15 protein-coding genes are annotated in these 17,560 nt (G+C 69.3%); 2 read left to right on the forward strand and 13 right to left on the reverse strand.

What is annotated here, in order from left to right:
• The 13 genes from AB1578_14250 to AB1578_14310 form a co-directional block, all read right to left on the reverse strand.
• On the reverse strand, nt 1-1,163 hold a 1,163-nt coding region (locus AB1578_14250; protein ID MEW6489064.1), incomplete at its 3' end, for a hypothetical protein.
• An 85-nt stretch (nt 1,164-1,248) separates the two neighbouring features.
• On the reverse strand, nt 1,249-3,555 hold the full coding sequence (locus AB1578_14255) for a molybdopterin-dependent oxidoreductase (protein MEW6489065.1): 2,307 nt from the start codon (nt 3,553-3,555) through the stop codon (nt 1,249-1,251).
• A gap of 30 nt (nt 3,556-3,585) precedes the next feature.
• Complete coding sequence (gene nrfD / locus AB1578_14260) at nt 3,586-4,476, reverse strand: NrfD/PsrC family molybdoenzyme membrane anchor subunit (GenBank protein MEW6489066.1); 891 nt, start codon at nt 4,474-4,476, stop codon at nt 3,586-3,588.
• Between the two features lie 4 nt (nt 4,477-4,480).
• Nucleotides 4,481-5,077 (reverse strand): 4Fe-4S dicluster domain-containing protein, encoded by a 597-nt coding sequence (locus tag AB1578_14265; GenBank protein ID MEW6489067.1) that lies wholly within the window; start codon nt 5,075-5,077, stop codon nt 4,481-4,483.
• A 20-nt stretch (nt 5,078-5,097) separates the two neighbouring features.
• Nucleotides 5,098-6,069: a hypothetical protein gene (locus AB1578_14270; GenBank protein ID MEW6489068.1), complete on the reverse strand. Its 972-nt coding sequence runs from the start codon at nt 6,067-6,069 to the stop codon at nt 5,098-5,100.
• Between the two features lie 32 nt (nt 6,070-6,101).
• Nucleotides 6,102-8,048 carry a heterodisulfide reductase-related iron-sulfur binding cluster gene (locus AB1578_14275; protein ID MEW6489069.1) on the reverse strand — a complete coding sequence of 649 codons (1,947 nt, stop codon included), beginning with the start codon at nt 8,046-8,048 and terminating at the stop codon, nt 6,102-6,104.
• Between the two features lie 82 nt (nt 8,049-8,130).
• The gene (locus tag AB1578_14280; GenBank protein MEW6489070.1) at nt 8,131-9,105 is read right to left on the reverse strand and encodes an electron transfer flavoprotein subunit alpha/FixB family protein; all 975 of its coding nucleotides are present in this window, start codon (nt 9,103-9,105) and stop codon (nt 8,131-8,133) included.
• Nucleotides 9,106-9,120: 15 nt separating this feature from the next.
• On the reverse strand, nt 9,121-9,867 hold the full coding sequence (locus tag AB1578_14285; GenBank protein ID MEW6489071.1) for an electron transfer flavoprotein subunit beta/FixA family protein: 747 nt from the start codon (nt 9,865-9,867) through the stop codon (nt 9,121-9,123).
• 36 nt (nt 9,868-9,903) lie between these two features.
• Nucleotides 9,904-11,049, reverse strand: a complete 1,146-nt coding sequence (locus AB1578_14290) for an acyl-CoA dehydrogenase (protein ID MEW6489072.1) — start codon at nt 11,047-11,049, stop codon at nt 9,904-9,906.
• 79 nt (nt 11,050-11,128) lie between these two features.
• Nucleotides 11,129-11,914, reverse strand: coding sequence for an enoyl-CoA hydratase-related protein (locus tag AB1578_14295; GenBank protein MEW6489073.1), 786 nt, complete (start codon nt 11,912-11,914; stop codon nt 11,129-11,131).
• Between the two features lie 15 nt (nt 11,915-11,929).
• Nucleotides 11,930-12,784: a 3-hydroxybutyryl-CoA dehydrogenase gene (locus tag AB1578_14300; protein MEW6489074.1), complete on the reverse strand. Its 855-nt coding sequence runs from the start codon at nt 12,782-12,784 to the stop codon at nt 11,930-11,932.
• A gap of 59 nt (nt 12,785-12,843) precedes the next feature.
• Nucleotides 12,844-14,031, reverse strand: coding sequence for an acetyl-CoA C-acetyltransferase (locus tag AB1578_14305; GenBank protein ID MEW6489075.1), 1,188 nt, complete (start codon nt 14,029-14,031; stop codon nt 12,844-12,846).
• A 64-nt stretch (nt 14,032-14,095) separates the two neighbouring features.
• Nucleotides 14,096-14,674 carry an XRE family transcriptional regulator gene (locus AB1578_14310; protein MEW6489076.1) on the reverse strand — a complete coding sequence of 193 codons (579 nt, stop codon included), beginning with the start codon at nt 14,672-14,674 and terminating at the stop codon, nt 14,096-14,098.
• 1,012 nt (nt 14,675-15,686) lie between these two features.
• Between AB1578_14310 and AB1578_14315 the strand changes: the two genes are divergently transcribed.
• Entirely contained in the window at nt 15,687-16,970 is a 1,284-nt protein-coding gene (locus tag AB1578_14315; protein MEW6489077.1) for an ammonium transporter, read from the forward strand.
• A gap of 191 nt (nt 16,971-17,161) precedes the next feature.
• Nucleotides 17,162-17,500, forward strand: a complete 339-nt coding sequence (locus tag AB1578_14320; protein ID MEW6489078.1) for a P-II family nitrogen regulator — start codon at nt 17,162-17,164, stop codon at nt 17,498-17,500.
• The last annotated feature ends 60 nt before the right edge of the window (nt 17,501-17,560 follow it).

Below are 17,560 nucleotides of genomic sequence, written 5' to 3' on the forward strand. Positions count from 1 at the left end.
AGGCGGGGGGGCGGCCCGGCGGGCAGGTCGCCGAGCACGCCGCGGGAGGCCGCCAGGAACCGCGCGGCGGCGGCGGCCAGCCGGGCCTCCCCTTCCTTCGAGAGGGCGGCGACGCGCTCGGCGATGACCTCCCGGTTGGGCAGGGGAGCGGTAAACGCCGCCCGCGCCGCTCCAGCCGCCTCCCTCGCTGCCTGAGCGGTTCCCTCGTCCAGAGCACGGTCCACGGCGGCCAGGTGCGCCCGCAGGCCCGTCGGGTCGGCCACCGCCTGCTCGCTGCCCAGGGCGCGCCCCACGGTGATGCGCGCCCGGACGATCTCTCCCAGCACGCCGGCGGCCTCCCCCAGGAGCCCCCGCACCTCCCCGGCCAGCGCCGGCGCCACGGGCGCCTCGGGGGAGGCGCCCGCCAGGACCTCTTCCGCCCGCGCCAGCAACCCGGCGATGCGCCCGGCGGCGTCTTCGATCTGGATCAGGCGCTCCCCGAGCCGCTCTTCCTTCCTGCGGCCGATTTGCTCGGCCGTTACCCCAGCGCGCCCGAGGGCCTGGACCACGGCCTCCAGGTCCGTCCGGATGCTCGCGAGCACCTCGCCGGCCCGCTCCCCGTTGGCCGCCCTGGCCGCCTCCAACCACTCCCGATCCCGCAGGGACCGGACGGCCGCGGCGCCGACGTCGCCGCCGCGGACCGGGCGGGTTGCGTCCCCCAGGGCGTCCCGGGGCACCACCACGAGCCGCTCGTCCTCCAGAGCGCCCTCCAGAACCGCCACGCCCGAGCGCAGGGCCGCCTTGGCCCAGAGCACGCCCATGCCGGTGCCGGACTCGCGGATGCCCTGGTGACACCCCTCGCAGCGGGCGTTGATGCGCTCATCCGAGGAGAGGTACTTCTCGGGAATGAGCTGGTCGCGCACGAAGGCACCCAGGTTGGGTGACTCGGGCAGCTCCGCGTGCTGGGCGTGGCACTCATAACAGGTCACGCGCTCCGCGGGGTGCCCCTGGCTGCGCTTCCACATGGCCGTGAGCTCCAGGTGGCAGCTCGCGCACTGGGCCGGCGCGGTGTTGATCGTGCGGGCCATCCAGACGAAGCCTGCCACGCCGGCCAGAGCCAGCACGGCCAGAAAGCCGGCAATGCCGCCCTTGGTCATCCCCGCAAGACGCTTGATCAAGAACATCGGGTTGTGCTCCTTCCGGCTCAGAGCCTCGCCATCCAGCTCGACGCTGCCATCCCCCCGCCTCCCCGCCTCCCGGCCGCCCCCGTCAGGCCCGCTGGACGGTGACGCTCACTTCCCGCCAGGCCTGGGCTCCGTGGGCATCCGACGTAAACGGGCTCAAGGTCTGCACGGAAAACCCGGGGCCGTGGCGGTGCCACCAGGGCACATCCGCACCGGCCACGCCCCCCCGGGTCGCCCCCAGGGGATTGGCCAGGAAGTCCTTGCGGCTCACCAGGAGCGGCCTCGGAACCTCCCCCGTGGGCTCGCCCCGGGCGGTTGCCGCCACCCCCCCGGCCCAGTGGCCGAAGTCTTCGGCCACCGCGACCGCCTGGGGGTGGATCCCGTGGATCGGCGCCGCCCGCCCCACCGCCTCCCCTACTTCCGTGCGGATCACCACCCGATCCCCGGCGGCGAGTCCCAGTTCCCGCGCGGTATCGGCATGGAGGTATACGGGATTGCGAAACCGGATCTCCCGCCCCCAGCGGGTGTTGGCGTATCCGTGGCCCAGCTCGGGGTGGCTCAGCACCACCAGGGCGAACCGGTCGCCTTCGAGTCGCTTGAACTCCCGGGGCACCCGGTGGGCCAGGCGACCCTCCACCTCGACGCGCCCGCTCCCCGTGGGAAAGCCCCCGTCGGCCGCCCGAGGGTACGTGGCTGCACGGCTGGTCCAGGTGCCCTCCCGGGCCAGGCGCTCGAACCCGCCGTCGGCGGCCAGGGACGGCGTAGTGTCGGCCAGATGGCGCACGAAGCTTCCGCAGTCGGGAAACGGGAAGTCCTCCCGAATCGGGTGACCGGAGGGCAGCGCCCGCGCGATCACCCCCAGGAGCACGTCCCCGAGCTGGCGCGCCTCCCCGAGGGGCCGGGGCGCCGGCCCCTGGAACAGCTGCTCCAGGGGAACCTCCGGGGCCCGCAGGAGCTCGGGCTCGGAAGGGCTCCGGGTCGCGGGCTGCTGCAGGAAGGCGGCCGCCTTCCCCTCGGGGGCATAGCCCCCCAGGAGGTTCCACAGCTCCAGGTCCGCCGCCGCCGGAAGCACCAGGTCCGCGAGCTCTGCGGTTTCGGTGAGGTGGGTGTCCAGGGCCACCAGGAGCTCCACCCGTCCCTCATCGGCAAAGGCCCGGCGCACCGAGTCGCTTCGGGGGCTCCAGTACACGGGATTGGCACGGTAAGCCAGGTACAGGGACGCCCGCTCGTTGCCCGCCAGGATGTCTTTTACCGCCCGGGCGCGGGGCATCTGGGGCTCGAACCGGGGGACCCAGGCCGGGGCGCGCTCCAGCCGCACGCCCGCCGCCTCCGGGTCGCCTGCGAGGCAGTTGAGCACCGCCGCGGCCGCTTCCAGTGCCTCGGCCTGCTCGCTCCCGGCCCCGTCCACCAGGCACAGGGAGGGGCCGCGCTCGGCAAACCGCTGGGCGACCTGCACGAGCTGGAGGGCCGGGATGCCGGAAGCTGCCTCCACCAGGTCCGCGGTGTAGGGCAGGAGCCGCTGGAGGATGGCCTCCGGGGGCGAGGCCACCGCCCGCCGGAACCCCTCGGCGTCGTACCAGCCCTGGGAAAGGAGCACCCGAGCGAGCCCCAGGAGCACCAGGGAGTCGGTACCCGGTCGCGACGGGAGCCACTGGTCCGCGAGGCTCCCGGTGGCACCCTCGAAGGAGCCCACGGCAATCACCTGGGCACCGGCGGCCCGCGCGCGCACCAGATCCCGCGCGACGCCCGTGAACTCCGGTCCCCCGTCCAGGGGACGCGCCCCCACCAGGAGCACCGTATTGACGCGCCGCAGGTCGGGCCGGGCCAGAGGCAGGCCGTAGACCGCCCGCTGGGCTTCCCGCGCGGCCCACCGCCGGGATGTCTCGTGTTCCAGGCGCCGTCCCACGCCCAATCGGTCCAGGAGCGCCCCGGCCAGGGGATCGGGACGGCCCGCGTCCACGTAGGCCGTGTCGGGGGTCTCGACGAGGGCCCCGGCGAGGCGGTCGAGCGCGTCCTCCCAGGACACCGGCTCCCACTTCCCCTCTCCCCGGCGTCCCACCCGCCGGAGCGGACGGAGCACCCGCTCGGGGTCGTAGAGCGATTCCAGGGATTGGAAGGCCCGGGCGCACGTCTTCCCTCCGGTGCTGGCCCCAGCGTTGGGGGCCACCTGCACCACCCGCTCCCCGTCCCGGTACGCGACCAGCGGACACTGGGAGGCGCATCCCGCGCAAGCGGTCGGGATGGGATCCCGAAACTTGCGCATCACCCGGCCGGTGCCCTGGTTCCAGGGCTTCTCCGGCGCCCGAAGCACCCGAGACTTGTTCTCCATGGCGAGGCCCGCGGCGCCGGCCGTGCCGGCGGACAGGAACTCGCGTCGGCTCCACACGATCATCGTCTACCCTCCCGCCTTGCGCGTGCGCCCCTAGAGGAGCGGGATGTACTCGCCCCCGAGGACCACGTTGTAGCGCATGACGAAGATGCCGATCATCACCAGCACGGCGGCAAACCCGAACACGGCGACGTTGCGCGTGCGCGGCGTGGCCACCAGGCTCAAGGGAATGACCTTGCCCATGAGGGTCTCCACGCCGAGGAAGAGCGGGGCGAAGGCGCCCGTCACGAACAGCCGGGCCGTTTCCATGGACTCCCGCTCGCCGAAGTAGTGGATTCCCAGGTCCGAGAGGCTCAGGAAGAGGTCGAAGACCAGGAGCCACAGGAGCATCTTCCCGAGGCCGTAGATGATCTCGGTGTTGATCTCGCCCTTCTCGCTGAAGAAGCGGTCCTTGATGATCGTCACCAGGATCATCATGGCCACCCCCGAGACCATCGCCGAGGTCAGGAAGAGGATGGGCATCATGCTGGTGCGCCAGAGTGCGTGGGCCTTGGCGAAGCTCAGAATGAAGCCGGTGTACCCGTGGACCATGAGGGCCAGGGGGATGCCGATGCGGCCGAAGAGCTTGGTGAGCTTCGCGTTGCCCCGGAACATGAAGTAGCCGTAGACGATGCAGTTGAGCGGATAGAGGGTGAGCAGGAACGAGCCCCAGGAGATCGGGCTCGTGCCGCTGATATACACGAAGAGGTGCCACGCCCTCAGCGGCCGGCCCGAGTGGAGGAGGAGGAACATGGGGGCGGCGATCAGGAGGACGGTGGCGATGACCACCCCCACCTTGCCCAGGGGCTTGAACTTCTCGAAGCCGAAGCCGTAGGCCAGGGTGGAGATGATGAAGGAGCCGGCGGAGAGGCCCGTCAGGTAGAAGTAGATGGCGATGGACAGGCCGAAGGCCTCCCCGTGGGGAACGGTGTAGAGCAGGCTCATGTGCTTACTCCTCCCCGCCGTGGTGGTGCACCAGGCGCGCCGCCTCGTCGTCGAGGCCGATGTAGAAGACCTGGGGCACGTTGCCGGTCTCGGGCTTGAGGACCACGGTGGCCTCCCGCGCCAGGGCCGCGGAGATCGCGCTTCCCGGGTCGTTCACGTCGCCGAAGAGCATGGCGTCGGTGGGGCACGCCGCCACGCAGGCCGGCGGGCCGTACCCTTCGCGCACCCGGGGCCAGCACCAGTCGCACTTCTCGGCCACCCCGCGGGTGGGGTGGATGAACCGCACGGCGTAGGGGCAGGCCGCCATGCAGTACCCGCACCCGATGCACCGGTGCGGGTCGATGTAGACGATGCCGTTGTCCATGGGATAGGTGGCGATCACCGGGCAGACGGTGGTGCAGGCCGGCTCGGCGCACTGGTTGCACACCACGGGGATGAAGTGGCGGCGAACCTTGGGGTAGGTGCCCTTCTCCACCTCCTTCACCCAGGTCCGGTACACCCCCAGCGGCACGTCGTTCTCGGCCTTGCACGCCACCTGGCAGGTGCGGCAGCCGATGCACTTTCGCAGGTCGATCAGAAATCCGTAGCGCGTCGTAGACATCGGGCCCGTGCCTCCCGCGGTCAGCCGTCACTGCGGCGATAGAGGGTGGAAAACCCCAGGAACAGCACCACGAGGCCGCCCGCGCCCACCGCGCCCCAGAAGAGCGCCGCGTAGCCCCACCGCAGGGCCCGCGCCAACGGCTGGTCCGCCGCCTGGGGCCGGATGTGGAGCGAGGCCCACGCCATGTCCCGGGGCTCTTCCGGGACCCGGTGGCAGGTGGGGCACGTCTGGCCCGTCACCGTCTCCTCCCCGTGGGCCCCCTCCCCCTGGTGACACCCCAGGCACTCGGACACGGCGTAGCGGTTGGAGAGGTCTCCCTTGCCGTGGCCCCCCAGGCGAAACCGCGCCAGCACGCCGCCCACGTCGTAGGACCGCACCTGGTCCACGTGGCAGAGCCCGCAGGTGGCGGAGAGATTGCGGCGGTGCACCGTGGAGGCCGGATCGGCGCTGGGGCGCTGGTAGTGGGCCGTGTGACAGTGGGCGCACGCCGGCGCCGCCGGGTTGCCCGCCTCCCAGGCCACGCCGTGCTTGGTCTTGGCCCAGGTCTCGGCCTTCCAGGTCTCCTTGGGAGGCGCCTTGATGCCCTTGGCCTCCAGACGCTGGAGCGCGTCCGGGGGGAAGACCCCCTCGGGGGGCCGCTCCGCGTGGCAGGCCCGGCAGTCCACCTGGGCGTAGCCCGTGCGGGGGTGGAAGTTGGGGTCCGCGTCGGCGTGGCAGTCGACGCACTCGATCCCCTTCTGGCCGTGGGTGGAGGCCAGATACCCCTGCAAGTCCACGTGGAGTGCCCGCAGGACCCCCGTGACGCTTCCGGCCCCCACGCCCGGCAGGGCGTGGCAGTTGGCCAGGCACGACTCGTTGGTGTAGGGCTTTTCGAACTTGCGCGCAGGGGGCGTGAATCCCCTCGCCAGCTCCGAGGCGTGTGCGGCCCCCGGCAGATGCGTCGGGCCTGACAGGCCGGCGAGGCAGGCCAGCACCGCGGCGACTCGCTTCATGGCGTCTCCTCCCCTTCCCGTTCCCGTCTTCATCAGGCCAGCGCCCTCTCCAGGATCTCGGCGATGTCGAGCACCTGGACGTCGTCCTCGCGCTTGTGGGCCTTGACCCCGTCGCCGAGCATCGTCAGGCAGAACGGGCACGCCGAGCCGATGACCCCCGCCCCCGTGGCCAGGGCCTGCTCCGCCCGCACGTTGTTGATGCGCGGGCTTTCCTCCTCCATCCACATGCGGCCGCCTCCGGCCCCGCAGCAGAAGTTGTCCTCCCGGCACCGCTCCATCTCCACCAGCTCAAGCCCGCCGACCGCACGCAGGAGGTCCCGGGGCTCCTCCACGGTGCCCGCGTAACGGGAGAGATAGCAGGAGTCGTGCAGGGTAACCCGCGCCGGCAGGTCCCGCACCACCTTCAGGCGCCCCTGGGCCACCAGCCCCAGGAGGAACTCGGCGTGGTGGACCACCTGGTAGTTGCCCCCGAACTGGGGATACTCCTTGGCCAGGGTCTTGGCGCAGTGGGGACACGGGGCGAGGATGGTCTTCACCCCCAGGGCGTCCATGGCGGCGATGTTCTCGGCCACCAGGCTCTGGTAGAGGTACTCGTTGCCCGAGGAACGGGCCGGGTCGCCGCAGCACTTTTCCTGGGTGCCCAGGATGCCGAAGCGCACTCCTGCCTTCTCCAGCAGGCGCACCACCGAGGCCATCACCCGCTGGTAGCGGTCGTCATAGGCCCCGGCGCACCCCACCCACAGGAGCACGTCGAACTCCGGATTCTCCTCCTCGGGCAGCACGGGGGCGCTCACCCCGCGGCGCTTCATCCAGTCGTTGCGGGCCGACCACCCCACCCCCCAGGGGTTGAAGTTGTTCTCCACGTTCTTGTTCAGGGTCACGAGCTCCGCGGGCATCTGGCCCTCCATCAGGACCAGGTGCCGGCGCATGTCGACGATCTTGTCCACGTGCTCGATGGCCATCGGGCACGCCTCCATGCACGCCCGGCAGGTGGTGCAGGCCCAGAGGTCGGACTGCTGCACGCCCGGGCCGTCGATCATCGCCTCCTCGAAGGCCTCGGCCTGCCCCGCCCGGATCGCCGGGACCTTGGCCACCCAGTGGGCCTTGAGGTCCTGGATCACCTTCTTGGGGTTCAGGGTCTTCTCGGTGGCAAAGGCGGGACACTTGGCCTGGCAGCGGCCGCACCGCACGCAGGCCTCCAGGTCCAGGAGCTGCTTCCAGGTGAAGCGCTCCACCTGTCCCACGCCGTAGACCTCGGAGTTCTCGATGTCCACAGGGCGAAACGCCCCTCGAGGTCCCAGGTTCTGGAAGAAGAGGTTGGCCACGCCGAAGAGGGCGTGGGAGAGCTTCCCGAAGGGAAAGCTCGCCAGGGTGGCGAGCACGAGCAGCAGGTGCACCCGCCACAGCACCCGTACGAGCCACGCGGCGGCCTCGGCCGGCAGGAGCTGGAAGGGCAGGCTCAGCACGTAGCCCACGGGGTGCCAGAGGTTCCACAGCCCCCCCGTGGCGCCGATGCGCACCGCCGTGAGCAGCAGGCCGGTTGCGAAGATGGCCAGGAGCGCCAGGAGCGCCCAGCGGTCCTCGGGCTTCTCGTCGAGGCGGTCGGGCTTCTCCGTATAGCGGCGCCGGTAGAGGCGCAGGGTGCCGTAGAACCCCAGGAGCCCCAGGAGCTCGACCGCCAGGCTCAGGGGTCCCGAGAGAACCCCGGGCAGCCGAAACGCCACCTGCACCCCGGCGATCAGGACGATCATGCCCGCGAACGCCGCGAACAGGTAGAGATGATGGAGCCCCTCCGGGCGTTCCCGCAGCACCTTGCGGTGGGCGACCACTGCCTGCCACACCTCGCCGAAGCGTTGCCGCAGGTCCCCGGAGCGGTCCTCCGGCGCCCCCACCGCGATGCGGCGGACCTTGCGCCAGGTGCCCAGGGCCGCGATCCCCAGTACCGCCAGGATCAGGCCGAAATCCAGAGCGTTGACCATGTTCGCACCCTCTGTCTGGCTGGACGGCGGGCTGCCGGCGGGAAGCGGCACCGGTGCGCTTCCCGCCGGCACGTGTCGCAGATCAGGCCTTGGCCTGCTTGATCTTCTCCACGAGCTTGGGGACGGCCTTGAAGACGTCGTCCACGAGCCCGTAATCGGCCACCTCGAAGATGGGGGCCTCCTCGTCCTTGTTGATGGCCACGATCACCTTGGCCCCCTTCATCCCGGCCACGTGCTGGATGGCGCCGGAGATGCCCAGGGCAAAGTAGAGGTCCGGGGCCACGATCTTCCCCGTCTGCCCCACCTGGAGGTCGTTGGGCAGGAGCCCCTCGTCCACCACGGCCCGGCTCGCCCCCACGGCGGCGCCCAGAAGGTCGGCGAGCTGCTCCACGAGTTTCACGCCCTCGGCGTCCTTGCACCCCCGGCCGGCCGACACCACCGCCTTGGCCTCTGTGAGCTCGGGCCGGGCCGACTTGGTGAGCTGATAGGAGACGAACTTGGCCTTGAGGCTCGCCGGGTCTGCCGTGACGGGCAGCTCGGCCATCGCCGCCGGCACCCCCCCCGGCGCCGCCGCGTCGAACGCAGCCTCCCGCACCGTGAGCACGTGCACCGGGGTCTCCACCACCACGCTCGCCTCGGCGTTACCGGCATACATCGGGCGCACGTACAGGGCCCCGGCGTCACCCTTCTGGAAGCCGATGACGTCGCTCACCATGCCCGCGTCCAGCAGCGCCGCCAGGCGGGGCAGCATGTCCTTGCCCGTGGTCGTGGCCGGGGAGAGGACGGCCGTGAAGACCTTGGACTTCACGAGCTCGCAGGCCGCCAGGGCGTGACCCTCGGCGGTGTACTCCGCCACCGCCGGCGCCTCGCTCCAATGCACGGTCTTGGCGCCGAAGTCCTTGAGCTTCTCGGCACCCGCCTTGGCTCCCTTTCCCAAGACCAGCACGTCGTAGTCGGTGCCGAGCATCTCGGCCAGCTTCTTCCCGGCGGCGATGGCGGGATAGGATGCGTGCCGGACCTCGCCTTCCCGCAGCTCGGCGATCACCAGAATGGACATCGCGTCTCTCCTTTGTTAGAGGGCCTTGGCCTCGTTGATGAGCTTGTCCACCAGCTCGTCCACGCTCGACACCCGCTGACCGGCCTTGCGGGGCGGCGGCTCCTTGAGGCCCAGGACGCGCGTGCGGTTCTTGGCCGAGACGCCCAGGTCCGCCAGGGTCACCTTCTTCACTTCCTTCTTCTTGGCCTTCATGATGGCCGGAAGGCTCGCGTACCGGGGGGTATTGAGGCGCAGGTCGGCGGTGATGACGCAGGGCAGCTCGACCTCCTTGGTCTCGAGCCCTCCGTCGATCTCCCGCTGCACCGTGGCCTTTGCCCCGTCGATCGCGACCCGGTAGGCGAAGCAGGCCTGGGGCAGCCCCAGCTTGGCCGCCAACATCTGGGCCGCCTGGTTGTTGTCGGTGTCCACGCTCTGCTTGCCCGCGATGACCAGGTTCGGGCTCTCGAGCTTGTACACCGCGGCCAGGATGTCGGCGATGACGGAGCTCTCGTAGGGTTGGTCCACGGTGACCAGGTAGGCCCGGTGGGCCCCCAGGGCCAGGCCGGCCCGCAGGGTCTCCTCGTTCTCCGGCCCGCCGATGGAGACCAGGAAGACCTCGCCGCCGCCCTTCTCGGTGATGCGGACGGCCTCCTCGATGGCCCACTCGTCGAAGTTGTTGACGAGGAAGTTGACTCCCTCGGTCTCGATCCCCGTCCCGTCCTTCTTGAGCCGGACCTTCACGTCGGGGTTCGGGACCCGCCGCACGGGCACCATGATCTTCATCGGCCTACCTCCTTTGTGTGAGGGGTGATCCCGTTCTCAGTCCCGGAGCACGGCGCGGGCGATGACGATCTTCTGCACCTCGCTCGTGCCCTCGTAGATCTCGGTGATCTTGGCGTCGCGGTAGAACCGCTCCACCGGGTACTCGTCGATGTAGCCGTAGCCGCCGTAGACCTGGATCGCCTCGCGGGTGGCCTTCATCGCCGCGTCGGAGGCGAAGAGCTTGGCCATGGCGGATTCCTTGCTGAAGTTCTTGAAGCCCTGGTCCTTCATCCACGCGGCCCGCCAGGTGAGGAGCCGCGCGGCGTCGATCTCGGTGGCCATGTCGGCGAGCTTCCACTGGATGGCCTGGAAGTTCGAGATGGACTGGCCGAACTGGAATCGCTCCTTGGAGTAGGCAGCCGCGTGCTCCAGCGCGCCCCGGGCGATGCCCACTGCCTGGGCCGCGATGCCAACGCGGCCGCCGTCGAGGGTCTGGAGGGCGATCTTGAAGCCGTCGCCGACCTGACCCAGCAGATTTCCCGAGGGGATGCGGCACTCGTCGAAGACGAGCTCGGCGGTGGAGCTCGCCCGGATGCCGAGCTTGTGCTCCTCCTTGGCCACCTTGTAGCCGGGGGCGTCGGCAGGCACGATGAAGGCGGAGAGCCCCTTGGTTCCGGCGGACTTGTCGGTGGCCGCGATCACCACCGCCACCCCGGCCGGGCCGCCGTTGGTGATGAAGATCTTGCTCCCGTTGAGCACCCACTGGTTGCCGTCGCGCACGGCGGTGGTCTTCTGGTTGCCCGCGTCGCTGCCCGCCTGGGTCTCGGTCAGGCCCAGGCACCCGAGCATCTTCCCCGAGGCCAGGGGCACCAGGAACCTCTGCTTCTGCTCCTCGGTGCCGTGCTTGAAGATGGGGTCGCAGCACAGGCTCGAGTGGGCAGAAACCACCACCCCGGTGGAAGCGCACACCGTGGAAAGCTCCTCCACCACGATGGCGTAGCACCGGTAGTCCATGCCCCCCCCGCCGTACTGCTCGGGGATGGCCACCCCCAGGAACCCCAGCTCGCCCATCTGGCGGGCGAGATCCATCCGGAACTTCGCGGTCTTATCCATCTCGGCGGCGTAGGGTGCCACCTCCTCCCGGGCAAACTTCCGCGCGGTGTCGCGCACCATGGTCTGGATGTCGTCCAACTCGAAGTTCATCCGATCCTCCCTCCTCGGTCGAGACGCCTCCAGACTCTCCGGGGCGCCCAAGCAATTTCGATGCCAGCCACCCCTCGGATCACACCCCTCGGAACTCGGCCTTGCGTTTTTCCAGGAAGGCGCCCATGCCTTCCTTCTGGTCGGCGGTGGCGAAGCACAGCCCGAAGAGGTCGCTCTCCAGGATGCACGCGTTGTCCAGGTCCAGGTCCTGTCCCCGCTGCACCGCCTCCTTGGCCAGGCGCACCGCCGCCGGGCCCTTGGAAGCCACGGTACGAGCCATCTTGAAGGCCTCCTCCATCAGACTCTCCGCCGCGAAGACGTGGTTGGCCAGGCCGATTTGCCGGGCTTCCTCCGCCTTGACTTGCCGTGCGGTCGTCACGAGCTCCATCGCCAGCGCCCGCCCCACGAGCCGGGTAAGGCGCTGGGTGCCGCCGAAGCCCGGGGTCACCCCCAGGCCCACCTCGGGCTGGCCAAAGACCGCCTTGTCGCTGGCCAGGATCCAGTCGCAGCTCATGGCGAGCTCGCAGCCGCCCCCCAGACAGTACCCGTTGACCACGGCGATGGCGGGGATGGGCAGGTTCTCCAAGGCGCGAAACGCCCGCAGGCCCCTCTGGGAGAACTCCTTGGCCTCCAGGGCGCTGAACGCGCGCATCTGGCTGATGTCGGCTCCGGCCACGAAGGCCTTTTCCCCGGCGCCGGTCACGAGCAGCACCCGGGCGCCCCGGTCGGCCCCCACCTGGGCGACCGCAGCCTCGATCTCGGCCAGGGTCTCGGCGTTGAGGGCGTTGAGGGCCTTGGGCCGGTTGACGGTAAGCAGGTACAGGCCCGCCTCGGGCTGCTCCAGGATGATGTTCTCGAAGGCCATGGCTCGTCTCCTCTCTCAGCTCGAGTAGTCGTAGAAGCCCTTGCCGGTCTTCCGGCCGAGGTTCCCGGCGTCCACCAACTTCTTGAGGAGCGGGCAGGGGCGGTACTTCGAGTCACCGAAGCCCTCGTAGAGGACCTCCATGATATAGAGGCACACGTCGAGTCCGATCAGGTCGGCGAGTTCCAGCGGACCCATCGGGTGATTCATCCCCAGCTTCATGACCGTGTCGATGTCCTTGGGCGAGGCGATGCCCTCGTACAGGGTGAAGACCGCCTCGTTGATCATGGGCAGCAGGATGCGGTTGGAGACGAAGCCCGGGCTGTCGTTGACGGAGACCGGCACCTTGCCGAGCTTCCTGGAGAGCTCATCGATGGCTCCGTACACCTCGTCCGAGGTCTGGAGCCCCCGGATGATCTCGATGAGCTTCATCACGGGCACCGGGTTCATGAAGTGCATCCCGATGACCCGGTCGGCCCGCTTGGTGACCTTGCCGATCTTGGTGATGGAAATCGAGGAGGTGTTGGAGGCCAGGATCGCTCCGGGTTTGGTGATGCGGTCCAGATCCTCGAAGATCTTGAGCTTGATGTCGAGATTCTCTGTAGCGGCTTCCACGGCCACGTCCACGTCGGCCAGGGCCTGGAGGGTCGTGGCGCCCTGGATGCGTCCCAGGGCCGCGTCCCGGTCGGCCGCCGTCATCTTTTCCTTCGACACGAGGCGGTCGAGGTTCTTTGCAATCGCCGCGACCCCCTTCTTGACGAAGTCGTCGGAGATGTCTTGCAGCACCACCTGGAACCCGGAGGTCGCGAAAACCTGGGCGATGCCGTGCCCCATGGTACCGGCGCCGATGACTCCCACCTTCTGGATGCTCATGTCTTCCTCCTCAAGAAGCTGTCAGCGGTCAGCAATCGAAATTCCGCAATCACCCCTCCTCAGCCCTCTCGCTCCACCACCAAAGCCACGGCGCCCCCGCCCCCCAGGCACAGGGTCGCGAGCCCCCGCTTTGCCCCACGGGCTTTCATGCCGTGGAGGAGCGTGGTGAGGACGCGGGCGCCGCTGGCGCCGATGGGGTGGCCCAGGGCGATGGCGCCTCCGCTCACATTCACCCGATCCCAATCCCACTTGAGCTCCTTGCCGTCGGCCAGGGCCTGGGCCGCAAACGCCTCGTTGGCCTCGATGAGGTCGAAGTCGCCGATCGCGTAGCCGCCCCGGGCCATCACCTTGCGCACGGCGTCGATGGGAGCGAAGAAGACTTCCTTCGGGTCGCGGTGGGCGGCCGCCTGCTCCTTGATGACCGCGAGCACCGGCAGCCCCTTGGCCCGGGCGTACTCACGGCTGGTGACCACCAGGGCGCTCGCGCCGTCGGTGAGACCCGGGGCGTTGCCCGCCGTGACCATGCCGTCCTTCTGGAAGGCGGGCCGGAGCTTGGAGAGGGCCTCGGCCGTGGTCTGGGGCTTCACCACCTCGTCGGCGTCGAAGACCACGGGCGGTCCCTTCTTCTGGGCCACCTCCACGGGCGCGATCTCCTCCCGGAAGGCACCCGCGGCCGCCGCCCGGCCGGCCTTCTGCTGGCTCTCGGCGGCGAACCGGTCGAGCTCCTCACGGGAGAGGCCGGCCTTCTCGGCCGTAAACTCCGCGAGGTTGCCCATGTGGACGTCGTGAAAGGCGCACCAGAGCCCGTCGTGAACCATGGCGTCCACGGTGGGGAAGTTGCCCATGCGCACGCCGCCCCGGAGGTTCCGCTGCAGGTGGGGGGCGTTGGACATGCTCTCCATTCCGCCGGCCACCACCACGTCCGCATGACCGAGCGCCACCGCCTGAGCGGCGAGCATCACGGCCTTGAGCCCGGAGCCGCACACCTTGTTGATCGTAAAGGCGTTCACCGCGGGCGCGAGGCCGCCCTTGAGGGCTGCCTGGCGGGCCGGGTTCTGGCCCACGCCGGCCTGGAGGACATTGCCCAGGATGCACTCCTCCACCTCGGCCGCCGGCACCCCGGCCCGGCGCACGGCCTCCCGAACCGCCACGCCCCCCAGGTCGGTGGCGCCGAACGGCAGCAGGGTGCCCAGGTACCCTCCAATGGGGGTGCGGCAAGCAGAAACGATGACGGCGTCTCGAATCATGGGGCGTCTCCTCTCGTCTCGTTGCGCCATGTTGCGGCGCGTCTGGAACTCGGGTCTCTGATTTTCAGTGCTTGTGGGCCTCGAAGAGCACGGCCAGGAAACGGGCTCCCTTGCGCGCCTCGATCCGGTGGGGGATTCGCGCGTTGTAATAGATGCTGTCGCCCGGGCCGAGCTCGAACTGCTGCTCCCCGTAAGCCACGGCGATGGCACCCTGCATCACGTAGAGAAATTCCTGGCCTTCGTACGTCACCTCTTTGAGCGCAAACTCACAGGACTCCTCGCAGACGAGGAGAAACGGGCTCATGTCCCGGTCCTCGAGGCCGTACGCCAGGTCCCGGTAGGGCAGCGTGTGTGGCAGCTCGTTGCGGTACACCAGGGCCTCCCTGCCGGCCCGGGTGACCACGTAGTCCTCCAACTCGACCCCCTCCTGCTGGAAGAAATACCCGATCTTCACCCCCAGGGCCTCCGCCAGGGTCCAGAGGGTCGAGATCGAGGGAGAGACGATGTTGTTCTCCACCTGGGAAAGAAGCGCCGGGCTGAAACCGGTCTTCTCGCCCAGGTCCTTGAGGGTGAGCCCCTTTTGCTTGCGGAGCTCCTTGAACCGCCCCCCGAGATTGAGCTTCTCGAGAACCTGCTTCTTCATGGATCGCGCCGTTCCCGAGGGAGAGCTTAAGGGGCACTGAAATGGATTCAGTAAAGCTGAAGCGGCGGCAACGGTAGAAGAAAATCGCCGGTTTGGTCAAGGCCTTTTCGCGCCCAACCCGCCACCTCCCGGTCGGATTCCCAGCCCAGGGGTTTCTGCAAACACCAGAAAGCATTGTAGAACACAGCCGTGCCTGCTCGCCCCTTACGGCAAAGGGCGAAAACCGTCAGGTGCGCCTGGGCCCTTCCTGCACCTTTCTCGGACTCGACGAAAGAGCAAAACGCGGTTTCCCGGAGCTCAGGTGCGCCCCCCGCCGCCAGGGGTTCACCCTTGCACACACCGGGCCCAAGGCGAGTCCCCATGACGGGGAGCTTAGGCGGCCCACGCCGGGCTCCAGCGGCCCCTCGGGTGGACTCACGGGGAAAGCAGATTCGAGTTCGCAGGGCGGCCCTGTCTGCGCAGGCGTTTCGGAGCCGGCGACGCGCGAGAGACGCCGGGGCCGGGCTGCGCGCCGGTTGTCGGTCCGGGTGTCCACTGGGGTCCTGCTGGATTCGGCCGACAGGAAACACGGCCTCGTGCCCCTGCGGGGCCTTCCGGGCGCCCGGGAAAGCCGACATGTAGCGCCAACCCGGCACCGGTCGCTCCGGGGGCGCCGGGTGGTGCCGGCAAGCACGGACGGGACACGGACGGGCCTGCGTCCCCAGGATTGCATTTTTTCGGTTGACACCGGCCCGCGTCGGGTTCATAGTACGCGCGTACCCTGACGGAACACGGTTGGGGGAGTTCGGAACCGCAACGCTCTTTGCCCCCCCGGAGAGCAGCGCCGAGCTCCCCCTCTTCTTTTGTCTGGATTCCGGGCACGACAAAATCGTCCATCACGAAGACACAAGCGACGGTTCCGTCGCAATCCGCCCGCCTCGAGTTTTCGTTTTTCCGCGTCAATTCAACAATCCTCGGCTTGGCACCCGCCTTGCTTTGGAACTCCCGAACCCTACATTTCGGGAGTCTGCCCATGGATCACGCCCGCTCGCTCCCCCGCGTCATCGGCTTCGCCATCGCTTCGCTCGCCGTCGCTTCGGGTGCCCAGGCCTCGGAAGCCCTCAGCCCGGGCGACACCGCCTGGGTTCTGGCGTCATCGGCCCTGGTGCTCCTCATGCTTCCGGGACTCGCCCTCTTCTACGGGGGCATGGTGCGCAGCAAGAACGTGCTGTCCACGCTGCTCCTGAGCTACCTGGCCATGGGGGTGGTGGGGGTTCAGTGGGTGGTGTGCGGCTTTTCCTTCGCCTTCGGGGGGAGCGGGAGTCCCTGGTTTGGGGGTTTCGACCGGCTGTTCCTGGCGGGCATCGGGCCCGAGTCCCTTACCGGGAACATCCCGACCCTGGCCTTCGTGACGTTCCAGGGCATGTTTGCGGTCATTACGCCGGCCCTCATCAGCGGGGCCCTGGTGGAGCGGGTCAAGTTCGGGACCTACGCGGCCTTCCTCTTCCTGTGGGCTTGTCTGGTTTACGCGCCCCTCGCCCACTGGGTGTGGGGCGAGGGGGGGTGGCTCCTGGAGCTGGGAGCGCTCGACTTCGCAGGGGGAACGGTGGTGCACGTGTCCTCGGGGGTCTCCGCCCTCGCCGCCGTCCTCGTGCTGGGCAAGCGCCGCGGCTATCCCACCGAGAAGTTCGTGCCCCACAATCTCACCATGACCCTCCTGGGGGCCGGGCTCCTCTGGTTCGGATGGTTCGGGTTCAACGCGGGCAGCGCCCTGGGCGCCAACGGGACGGCTGCCCTGGCTTTTGCGTCCACCAACACCGCCTCGGCCGCCGGGCTTCTCGGCTGGCTGTTGGCGGAGAAGTGGCGGTTCGGCAAGGCCAGCGCCCTGGGAGCCGCGTCGGGCTGCGTGGCGGGGCTGGTGGCCATCACCCCGGGAGCCGGTTTCATCACTCCGGGGTGGGCATTGCTGGTGGGCCTGGTGGCCGGCGCCCTGTGCTTCTGGGCGGTGTGCCTCAAGGGACGGCTCGGCTACGACGACTCTCTCGACGTCCTGGGCGTCCACGGCGTGGGAGGCGCCTGGGGCGCTCTGGCCACCGGCATCTTCGCCACGGTGGGCACCGGAAGCCTGCTCACCGGGGATGTGGGACAGCTGGGGGTCCAGGCCGTGGGGATTGCTGCGGCGGGCGGGTACGCCTTTTCGGTGACCTGGCTCCTGTGCAAGGGGCTACAGGCCGTCGCCGGCCTGCGGGTGGATCCGGCCGACGAGCTCACGGGACTGGACCAAAGTGTTCATGGGGAGGTGGGATACTCCCTGTAGATCCCGGTCGCCCGTGGGGCACGCCGTGCCCTGCCCGTCGGGAGGGAGCTCCCGGAGTGCGGCACGCTGGTCTCGGCGACCCTGCCTGACCTATTCTTGTGCCGCACACACCTGCACAGGGCGCCGACACGGCCCCAGTCCGTCCCCCAACTCCCGGCGGGTCGCCTCGCCGGCAAGCCCAGGAGCCAGCCATGAAGAAGATCGAAGCCGTGATCAAGCCCTTTCGGCTCGACGACGTGAAGGAGGCCCTCAAGGAAGCGGGAGTCCAGGGCATGACCGCCCTGGAGGTCAAGGGGTTCGGACGACAGAAGGGACACACCGAGCACTATCGGGGCGCCGAGTACGTGGTGGACTTCGTGCCGAAGGTTAAGATCGAGGTGGTGGTCCCCGACGAACTCGCGGCCCGCACCGTGGAGGCAATCGAGCGGGCCGCCAAGACCGGGAAGATCGGGGATGGGAAGATCTTCGTGAGCACGATCGACGAGGTCGTTCGCATTCGAACGGGGGAGCGGGGGGAGGACGTCCTGTAGCCGTAAAACAGCCCCCAGGCCGCTGCGCCGGCTCGGGCGGCTGCCCCGGGCCCGAAGAGA

This window comes from Thermodesulfobacteriota bacterium, assembly GCA_040756475.1.
Taxonomy (GTDB): Bacteria; Desulfobacterota; Deferrisomatia; order Deferrisomatales; family JACRMM01; genus JBFLZB01.

Excerpts from the sequence above, each read along its gene's own strand:
- AB1578_14310 (MEW6489076.1), bottom strand. The coding sequence starts at position 14,674 with ATGAAGAAGCAGGTTCTCGAGAAGCTCAATCTCGGGGGGCGGTTCAAG.
- AB1578_14255 (MEW6489065.1), bottom strand. The coding sequence starts at position 3,555 with ATGATCGTGTGGAGCCGACGCGAGTTCCTGTCCGCCGGCACGGCCGGC.
- AB1578_14305 (MEW6489075.1), bottom strand. The coding sequence starts at position 14,031 with ATGATTCGAGACGCCGTCATCGTTTCTGCTTGCCGCACCCCCATTGGA.
- AB1578_14290 (MEW6489072.1), bottom strand. The coding sequence starts at position 11,049 with ATGAACTTCGAGTTGGACGACATCCAGACCATGGTGCGCGACACCGCG.
- AB1578_14280 (MEW6489070.1), bottom strand. The coding sequence starts at position 9,105 with ATGTCCATTCTGGTGATCGCCGAGCTGCGGGAAGGCGAGGTCCGGCAC.
- AB1578_14300 (MEW6489074.1), bottom strand. The coding sequence starts at position 12,784 with ATGAGCATCCAGAAGGTGGGAGTCATCGGCGCCGGTACCATGGGGCAC.
- AB1578_14295 (MEW6489073.1), bottom strand. The coding sequence starts at position 11,914 with ATGGCCTTCGAGAACATCATCCTGGAGCAGCCCGAGGCGGGCCTGTAC.
- AB1578_14270 (MEW6489068.1), bottom strand. The coding sequence starts at position 6,069 with ATGAAGCGAGTCGCCGCGGTGCTGGCCTGCCTCGCCGGCCTGTCAGGC.
- AB1578_14320 (MEW6489078.1), top strand. The coding sequence starts at position 17,162 with ATGAAGAAGATCGAAGCCGTGATCAAGCCCTTTCGGCTCGACGACGTG.
- AB1578_14285 (MEW6489071.1), bottom strand. The coding sequence starts at position 9,867 with ATGAAGATCATGGTGCCCGTGCGGCGGGTCCCGAACCCCGACGTGAAG.
- nrfD (MEW6489066.1), bottom strand. The coding sequence starts at position 4,476 with ATGAGCCTGCTCTACACCGTTCCCCACGGGGAGGCCTTCGGCCTGTCC.
- AB1578_14315 (MEW6489077.1), top strand. The coding sequence starts at position 15,687 with ATGGATCACGCCCGCTCGCTCCCCCGCGTCATCGGCTTCGCCATCGCT.
- AB1578_14275 (MEW6489069.1), bottom strand. The coding sequence starts at position 8,048 with ATGGTCAACGCTCTGGATTTCGGCCTGATCCTGGCGGTACTGGGGATC.
- AB1578_14265 (MEW6489067.1), bottom strand. The coding sequence starts at position 5,077 with ATGTCTACGACGCGCTACGGATTTCTGATCGACCTGCGAAAGTGCATC.